The sequence below is a fragment of the Sphingobium sp. BHU LFT2 genome (assembly GCF_018604485.1).
In the GTDB taxonomy this organism is placed as follows: domain Bacteria; phylum Pseudomonadota; class Alphaproteobacteria; order Sphingomonadales; family Sphingomonadaceae; genus Sphingobium; species Sphingobium yanoikuyae_A.
The window spans coordinates 75,683-84,031 of the sequence record NZ_JAFCGW010000015.1 but is presented as its reverse complement, the minus strand read 5'-3'; the positions used below and the strand labels follow the sequence as shown (position 1 = coordinate 84,031).

Below are 8,349 nucleotides of genomic sequence, written 5' to 3'. Positions count from 1 at the left end.
AATCGAGGCGCAACTCCGGGCCTCGACCCGCACTCTCGAGTTAAGAGCTGCGTCAGATCCGGTTTGCATGCGCCTGATGACGGTTCCTGGCGTGGAGGGCGAGAGATCGGCTTCCAGCACGGCATAGAACAGCTTGCGGTCAAGATCGGCCCCGCGCTGGAAAAAGTCGCGGTTCTGGTAGGCGGCCACGACGCGCCCCCGAAGAGCACCATTGAAGCCCAGTGGGCCGGAGGCATCGACTTCGGCGCGGTAATTGTTCCAGCTTCCGGCCTGAACCTGTCCGATGAACTGCGGCGTTGCCGTGGGCTTCTTGCGCACGAGATTGAGCACGCCGCCCGGTTCACCCTGACCGCCGAACAGGCCGTCCGACCCGCGCATCACCTCGATATGTTCGTAAAAGGCCATGTCCGTGTCGACCCCGGACGGCATCTCGATGGCGGCGCCACCATCCGCGCGGGCGCTGGTGATCGCGAAACCACGCGACATGTAGCGGCTGTTGACCAGGGTGCCCTCGAACAGCGTGATGCCTGTCACCTGGTTCATCACGTCATGGATGGTCATCAGGCCCTGGTCCTCGATCCGCTGCTCGGTCAGGACCGAGACCGAATGCGGGACTTCGCGCAGGCTGGTCGCCATCTTGCTGCCAACAGACCCATAGGGCGCGGCATAGCTCTTGGTGCCTTCGGTGCTGGTCGGGTCGCTGACGCTGGAGCCGAACAGCGCGGAGCCACCGCCGTTTGCGCCCTCGACCCGGACCGGGCCAAGCTGCACCGAACCGTCAACGGTCTGCGGGGCTGGTTCCACGGCAATGCGGTTGTTGCCAGTGATACGGAAGGTAAGACCGGGTCCGGTCAGCAGGCGGGACAGGGCTTCGACCGGCGCGAGGCGCCCTTTAACTGCCGCGCTGCGGCGACCGGCCACCTTGTCTGCATCATAGACGATCTGCAGCCCGGCGCGTTTCGTAAGGGTGAGCAGCGCGGAATTGAGATCCTGCGCCGGAATATCGATATCGATCTGGCGCTGAGCGACCTGCGCCTGCGCGACGGTCGGCGCGATCATCCCGCTCATCGCCAGCGTGGCGATGCTGGCCGACAGCGCCAGCAAACTGTTGCCGCGCCCCGATCGCCGCAATCCGGTAACAACCCCCATCAAATTCCCTTTCCAACCGACCGAATGCGATAACAGTTCGCATTAGCTGGATGCCAAGACGTCCGGGGGCATGAGAGTCGGTAAAGTTTTTTGCCGGTCTGTGAATTTTTCTGAAACCGACGGCAAACAGCGATCAGTAGAGCGCGGTCAGCAGCGGTGCGTCGATCCGGCTGGCGCTGACTTCATGGGCCAGCGCGGTGATTGCCCCATCGATGTCGTTGCTGTTGAAGACGCCGCTCACTCGCCGGGACCGCAGCTTGCCGCCCATGACAAGGACGCGACCGGCCCGGTAACGGTTGAGGGTCGCCATGACTTCGCTCAGCGGTGCGCGGTCGAAAACGAGTTGGCCATTCTGCCATGCCAGGGCGAGGTCCGGGTTTGCTGTCTGGACCGAGCTGACATGCCCATCCGCGTCGTAGCGCACACTTTGTCCCGGCGACAGGGTGAGGGTCTTGTCTCCGTTTCCTGACACAGCGACCTGATGATGCATGACGGTCACGACGGTATCGCCCGCCTGCAGCTCCACCTGATAGCGCGTGCCCAGTGCTGTCGCGGTTCCGCTACCTGATTCAACGACGAAGGGTCGTCCTCCAGCCTGCGCCTTTGGCGTGGCACGAACATAGGCCTTACCCACGAGCAGTTCGATCCGTCGCTCCCGGCGATCGAAATGCACTGCGATTGCGCTGGACGGGGCCAGATCGACATGACTGCCATCATCCAGAGTGAACGAGCCAATTTGAGCGATGCCAGTGCGATGGTCCGCGCGCAGATATGTGATCGGATCGCCCATCCATGCCGACCCGATCGTTAGGGTCAGCGCGGCGCAGGCCGTTACCGTTATTGGCAATGCCCAACGACGACGAGGCAAAGCAACGGGGCGGGATTGCGGCGCTGACGCCATGCTATGCCTCGCCAGCGTTCCCGGATTATCGGCAAGCTGCCCCATTTGCCCCCAGGCAAGCTGCGCACTGCCGAACGCCACGGCATTGGCTGGTGACGCTGCACGCCAGCGCTCGAACGCTGCATGGGTTTGCGCGGAAGGCTGGCCGTCGTTGAGGCGCACGATCCACTCCGCCGCCTCAAGCTCGGGATCGGGCATGGACTGGCTATTCTGCGACATGCGGCCGTCTCCGATCGATATATACGCCAGACGCCATGATGCATGGACCTGAGCGCCTCCTGCTTCCAGAACGTCTGACGACCATCGATCGAGTAAAATGAGCGGTGATTTTGTTCATGACTTCATCCGCCGCATGACATGATGCACTGCACGGGCAAGATGTTTTTGAACCGACGAATCCGAAATCCCCAGCAGTTCGGCTGTCTCGGCATAGGTCCGACCATCGACACGCACCGCGACAAAGACCTTCTGCGTGCGCTCCGGCAACTCCTCGATGATCCGTGTCAGCCGGTCCAGTTCCATGCGGTCAGCCGCGATATGCTCGGGCGATGGGCTGTCGTCGGCTATGGCGCTAAGACCATCCACATCCACAGCGTCAGTGCGCCGCCGTGAAGCCTGCCTGCCGTGATCGACGGCGAGGTTATGCGCGGTCCGGTAGAGCCACGCACGCCCATGGATGATCGCGCCTCCGCTGCCTTCGGCAAGGCGCAAAAATGCTTCCTGGGTTAGGTCTTCGGCGGTCGCCGGATCGCCCAATTTCTTATTGATGTACGCCTTTATCCCACGACGATGGGCAGCATAAAGGCGCATGAGCGCCTTATCTGCCAAGGCTCATCCCCGCGTTGTTCGAAACGAGGCCCTGTAACGAACTTGCGATGGACTCGCAATAAGGCTGCGTGAATGGGTTCGGCTAGAAGGGCTGCTGGCGTGAACTGCCGAACAGGAACGCGCCCATCCCGGCCATTAAAGACTGCTCTTCTTGCTCTCGGAAGCGGACGTTCCCGCGCCGTGGTCGACACCAGCAGCACGGGATGGCACTCGACATAGCCACGCCGAGTAACGCGGCGGTCATCCTTCTATCTCCACTTCGACGAAGGCGGCTCCCTGCCGAGTGCCGCTGCCCCTTCCCAAACGCCAATGCTCGATATGCTTGTAGATGATCACCTTGTCCGAGAGGAGCTCACCCTGGGCTGCGCAGAAGCGCTCAAGCTCCGAACGCTCGTCGATCAGTTCGACGCAGATCGTCAGGTGCGGATCACTGATCTCCGCACCACTCTCCCGAATCTGGCCGCGATCCGAGTAGCCATAATGGGTGTGATGCACGATGGCGTTCAACAGGCCTTGCGCCTTCGCGCGCTGAACCAGCTCGCGATACAGCGGCTTGCTCGACCAGAGGGTGCGAAACGTCCCTTTCGACAGCTTGTCCGAGGGCTTCATGTAAATCCGGAGCATGCCGATCTCGGCCGCTCGCACGTGATGCAGATCGGTCATGTCACTTCTCATTATTGGCGGTCGATGGGATTGCTGCGATTTGAGGCTGGGGCCGTGGAGCACGCGCGTCGCGGAGTGTGCCGCCGACATCTGGCCGACCGGACCGGGACTTGGGGACGGCGATCCGCTGGGAAAGGTAGATCCCACTGTGGCCTGAGCAGAGATAGGCGGTGAAACAGGCGACAGCGATCGGTACGATATGCGTGGCACCGAAGAGCTCGACGCCCATGATCGCGCAGGCCAGCGGCGTGTTCGCGGCACCGGCAAAGACGGCGACGAAACCCAGCCCTGCGAACAGGTCGATGGGGGCGCCGAATAGTCCACCGACGGCGTTGCCGAGCGCTGCACCAATGAAGAACAGCGGCGTCACCTCGCCACCTTTGAAGCCGGCGCTGAGCGTCACGACCGTGAAGAGGATCTTCAGCAGCCAACTCCAGCTATCGACCGGCGGCTCGAAGAACTTCGCGATCGTGGGCGCGGAAGGATCGGCAGACCATACACCCAGGCCAAGATAGTCCTGCGTCCCCAGGGCATAGACAAGACCGATCACCAGCAGACCACCCACTAAAGGGCGAAACGGGCCGTAGGAGATGTAGCGCTTGAACAAGCCGCTCAGCCCGTGATTGGCGTCGGCGAACAGCCGGCCAGCGAGGCCGAAGATGACGCCCGCTGCGGCAGCCTGAAGCAGCAGTAACGGTTCCACCGTCAGCGCCGCGCCCGAGGCGACATAATCGATATGGTAGTTGCCGTGGTGGATACCCCACATCTGGCAGGTCCAATCGCCGACGATCGCGGCGACAAGGGATGGCACCAGCGCCGAATATTCGACCCGGCCAATCGCCAGCACTTCAAGAGCAAAGACCGCGCCGGCGAGCGGAGTGCCGAACACGGCACCGAAGCCCGCCGCGATTCCGGCAGTCAGGACGATCCTCACCCCGGACTCATCAAGCCGGGCGATCCGCGCCACCGAGCTTGCAAGACTGCCGCCCAACTGGACTGCGGTTCCCTCACGTCCGGCGGAACCGCCGAACAGGTGCGTGATGACCGTCCCAACAAGGATGAGCGGCGCCATCCGCAACGGCACACCGTCAACTGGCTCATGAACCTGTTCGACGATGAGGTTGTTGCCGCCTTCGACGTTGCGACCAAACCAGTGATAGATTAGGCCGACGCCGAAGCCGGCGACAGGCAACAGGAATAACAACCATGGGTGCGCGAAGCGGGTCCGGGTTGCGACGTCGAGGCTCCACAGGAAAGCCGCGCATAAACTGCCGATCACGACCGCCATGGGTACGAGTATCAAGACCCAGCGAATTACAGAGACGATATGTTCTCGCCGTGTCTGCGCAAAGGCTTCGAAATTAAGATTGCGGACGAACTGACCGATAATTGCGCGCACGATTCCACCTTGTTGCCTGACGGCGAAAGGTAGGAATCATCAGCCAAAATGGCGGTTCGGCCCTCAAGCGAGGGACAGGCAGAAATCCATTGCCTGAAGCCGGTATGCTCTTCGCGGAGAGCTTGGTCAATGCTGCAACGCACAGCGCTGTCAACATTTGCTATTCCGAACATTCCGCACAAGTCGGACGAAAGTTACTGCCGGAAGTAACCGGCCCACAGACTCCCCCCACCTCAAATCCTAAATGTTCGCCGAATTTGAACATTTGACATGTTACGGTCGTAACATTATTTAGGTTCGCATGAAGCAGCTATCTTGGATTCTCCTGACCTATAAGGTGCCCCCCGAGCCAGCGAAGGGACGCATTGGCGTATGGCGCAAGATCAAGGGCATGGGTGCGGTCTACCTGCAGAACGGCGTCTGCCTGCTCCCGCATAGCGACGATCATCTCCGGCGGCTCAAAATGCTGGAGAACGAAATCACGTCCCTGTCGGGAGAGGCGGTGCTTCTGGAGACTGTCGGTCTCGATAAGGCTCAGGAGGACAAGGTGATCGCCCGCTTCCGGGCCGACCGCGACGAAGAGTATCGCGAGTTCCTCGGGAAGTGCGCGGACTTCGAAGCCGAGATCGCCAAGGAGCGAGCGGACGAGCATTTCACTTACGCCGAGCTTGAAGAGAATGACGAGGACCTCAAGAAATTGAGGACCTGGCTCGCCAAGATCACCAAACTCGATTTCTACGGCGGCGAGCTCAGCGCAGAAGCTGCAAGCCGTCTCACTGCCTGCGAGGTCTTGCTCGACGAGTACGCCAAGCAGGTCTTCGAAGCCCAAGAGGAAAATCGCGGCGCAACCTAGCGCTCGCCGAACGTCCAAAGGACATCCATGCTATCCCAGACGGACGCGTGACTGCGCGGCGCCGTGGCTATCGTCGCGCTCGCCAACTTCGCTTACTTCTTCGTCGAATTCGTCGTCGCGAGGGCCATTGGCTCCGTGTCGCTGCTGGCAGACAGCGCCGACTTTTTTGAAGATGCGGCGGTCAACTTCCTGATCTTCGCGGCGTTGGGCTGGTCGCTGCGCAAGCGGGCGAAGGTCGGCATGCTGCTGTCCCTCGTCCTCCTGCTACCCGCCTTGGCTTTCATCTGGACGCTCTGGCAGAAGTTTGCGGCTCCCGTGCCGCCAGAGCCTATCGCCCTTACCGTTACCGGCCTCGGGGCATTGGTCATCAATCTGTTCTGCGCTTTTCTCCTCGCACGGTTTCGCACCCATGCCGGAAGTCTGGCTCGCGCCGCCTTCCTGTCTGCCCGCAACGACGTGATCGCCAATATCGGCATCATCGCTGCCGGCCTGGTCACGGTCGCTACTGCGTCGATCTGGCCGGACATCCTTGTCGGCCTCGGCATCGCCTGGATGAACCTCGACGCGGCCAAAGAAGTATGGACCGCAGCACGTAACGAACATCGCGACGCAAAGGCCTGAACAATGCGCATCATGAGCTATAATACGCTGTTTGGCGGGTACGATGGCGCCGACGACCGGCGCGCCCAGCTACAAATCGAGATCATCCGTAACGCTGCGCCGGATATCTTGCTGCTCCAGGAACTGAAGGCTTTCCTCGACGATGGAGCGAAGCGGCTGTTTGAGTACGAACGCGCGCTCGGCATGCGGGCCTTGGTCGCTGTGGCACCGGTAACCGGACAAAACACCGCCGTCCTCATCCGCCCCGGCATAGAGGTTCTGTCATTCACCAGCGACAGCGCGCATTTCCACCACGTCGCGGCCATTGCGACGCTCAGCGTTCCGGGCCTGCCGGAGCCTCTCACCGCCATTAGCGTACATCTCTGCCCTAATGGCACGCCGGTACGTCTGCAGGAGACGAGCTATCTATTCGGATATGCGGCGCCGGAGGGCTACGCCGTCATCGGTGGCGATTTCAACAGCCTTGCACCCGGCGACGATGAGCCCGCTGATCTGGGTAGGTTACCTGCTCACTTTCGAACTCGATACGTCAATGGAGAGGGCAAGATGGATCGTCGGCCTATCGCCTCGCTGCTTCAGGCTGGATTTATCGATCTCGGCGCTCAGCATGGCGATCGGCGCCGGACTGTACCTGGAGCAGGGTTCCCTGCCAGTGAATTCGTCGACTTCCGGTCGGACTATCTTCTGGCATCAGCGCCGCTGTCGAAACGGACTTCCGCCTTCAGTACCGTCGAAAGTGCGGCGGCCGGTGAAGCATCGGACCATTATCCGATCTACGCGGATCTTGAAGTTGCGACTTAATCCTGCAGGACGCCGAGTGAGAGTCAGCTATCCCCGCGACCCGGCTCCGATCCGGACGTTCGCCTATCGGCCAATGTCGGCCAGCCTTGTCCGCATATCTGATCGCCGTCGTTGAGCGGTACGCAGCGTGAACGCTGTGCCTGATGAACGATCAACATGGTCGGGAGTTATACGGCTAGGCGATCTGCGCCTCGGAGTGTAGTATATGGCATTTATCGAAGCGAAAGACGGCACCAGCTTGCATGTGAAAGATATGGGGCACGGAAAGCCTGTAGTCCTGATCCATGGCTGGCCGCTCACCGGCGACATGTTTGAGTATCAGACCCTCGCTCTCCTGGAGAGTGGATATCGCGTCATCACCTATGACCGCCGCGGTTTTGGTCAGTCGGGGCATGGAGCCACGGGCTACGATTATGATACGTTCGCTGACGATCTCGCTGCAGTCCTCGATAATCTGGATCTCAACGGCGTCACGCTTATAGGGTTCTCGATGGGGGGCGGTGAAATTGCACGGTACTTGACCCGTCATGGATCAGCTCGCATCGCCAAAGCCGCCTTGGTCAGCAGTGTTGTTCCGTATCTACTCAAGGGTGACGACAATCCGGAGGGCGTCGACGAAAGTGTTTTCGACACGATGAAGGGACAAGTCCGCGAAGACCGGTTCGCTTTCCTGCAAGACTTCGCTAAGCAGTTTTACGGCGTTGGCTTTATCTCTCGCCCGGTCAGCCAGGGCATTCTCGATTGGAGTTTCCTGCTCGGGTCAATGGCAAGCCCGAAAGCGACCGTTGATTGCATCGACGCCTTTGCTCGCACGGACTTCCGCCCGGACCTTGCCTCTTTCACGATACCCACGCTGATCATTCATGGTACAGCCGACAAAACGGTTCCAATCGAACCTGCTGGTAAGGCGGCCGCTGCTGGCATTCCAGGTGCGCATTTCATCGAGTATGAAGGGGAACCACATGGCCTCTTTGCGACTGCGCCAGACAGACTGAACGACGACCTTATTAGCTTTATCGGGTAATCAGCACGCCGGGTCTTGTCGCGAGACCCGGCCATTATTCTCTACAAAGTATGGCCGGGGGCATCGGTTAATTGTCTCAGTAGATTAGTATTTCACTAAAGGTGGGCTCT

At 60.5% G+C, this 8,349-nt stretch carries 9 protein-coding genes and 1 riboswitch; of the genes, 4 read left to right on the top strand and 5 right to left on the bottom strand.

Going from position 1 to position 8,349, the window contains the following annotated elements; translation table 11 throughout:
• The 5 genes from JQK15_RS21880 to JQK15_RS21860 all read right to left on the bottom strand — a co-directional run.
• Positions 1–1,149, bottom strand: a 1,149-nt coding sequence (locus JQK15_RS21880; protein WP_214867873.1) for a TonB-dependent siderophore receptor, incomplete at its 3' end; no start/stop codon positions are given.
• A 133-nt stretch (positions 1,150–1,282) separates the two neighbouring features.
• A complete protein-coding gene (locus JQK15_RS21875; RefSeq protein ID WP_214867872.1) occupies positions 1,283–2,269 on the bottom strand; it encodes a FecR family protein in 987 nt (328 codons plus the stop codon).
• A 114-nt stretch (positions 2,270–2,383) separates the two neighbouring features.
• On the bottom strand, positions 2,384–2,878 hold the full coding sequence (locus tag JQK15_RS21870) for an RNA polymerase sigma factor (protein ID WP_214867870.1): 495 nt from the start codon (positions 2,876–2,878) through the stop codon (positions 2,384–2,386).
• Between the two features lie 240 nt (positions 2,879–3,118).
• The gene (locus JQK15_RS21865) at positions 3,119–3,541 is read right to left on the bottom strand and encodes a DUF190 domain-containing protein (RefSeq protein ID WP_214867868.1); all 423 of its coding nucleotides are present in this window, start codon (positions 3,539–3,541) and stop codon (positions 3,119–3,121) included.
• Position 3,542: 1 nt separating this feature from the next.
• A complete protein-coding gene (locus tag JQK15_RS21860) occupies positions 3,543–4,940 on the bottom strand; it encodes a voltage-gated chloride channel family protein (RefSeq protein ID WP_214867866.1) in 1,398 nt (465 codons plus the stop codon).
• A gap of 23 nt (positions 4,941–4,963) precedes the next feature.
• A riboswitch (Fluoride riboswitch) is annotated at positions 4,964–5,043 on the bottom strand.
• Positions 5,044–5,241: 198 nt separating this feature from the next.
• On the opposite strand from JQK15_RS21860, the gene JQK15_RS21855 reads away from it, so the two are divergent.
• From JQK15_RS21855 to JQK15_RS21840, 4 genes are all read left to right on the top strand, one after another.
• Positions 5,242–5,793 (top strand): Chromate resistance protein ChrB, encoded by a 552-nt coding sequence (locus tag JQK15_RS21855; RefSeq protein WP_214867864.1) that lies wholly within the window; start codon positions 5,242–5,244, stop codon positions 5,791–5,793.
• 63 nt (positions 5,794–5,856) lie between these two features.
• Positions 5,857–6,414 (top strand): cation efflux transmembrane domain-containing protein, encoded by a 558-nt coding sequence (locus tag JQK15_RS21850; protein ID WP_353047250.1) that lies wholly within the window; start codon positions 5,857–5,859, stop codon positions 6,412–6,414.
• Between the two features lie 3 nt (positions 6,415–6,417).
• Positions 6,418–7,215 (top strand): endonuclease/exonuclease/phosphatase family protein, encoded by a 798-nt coding sequence (locus JQK15_RS21845; protein WP_214867862.1) that lies wholly within the window; start codon positions 6,418–6,420, stop codon positions 7,213–7,215.
• A 205-nt stretch (positions 7,216–7,420) separates the two neighbouring features.
• Positions 7,421–8,239: an alpha/beta fold hydrolase gene (locus tag JQK15_RS21840; protein ID WP_214867860.1), complete on the top strand. Its 819-nt coding sequence runs from the start codon at positions 7,421–7,423 to the stop codon at positions 8,237–8,239.
• Positions 8,240–8,349: the final 110 nt, after the last annotated feature.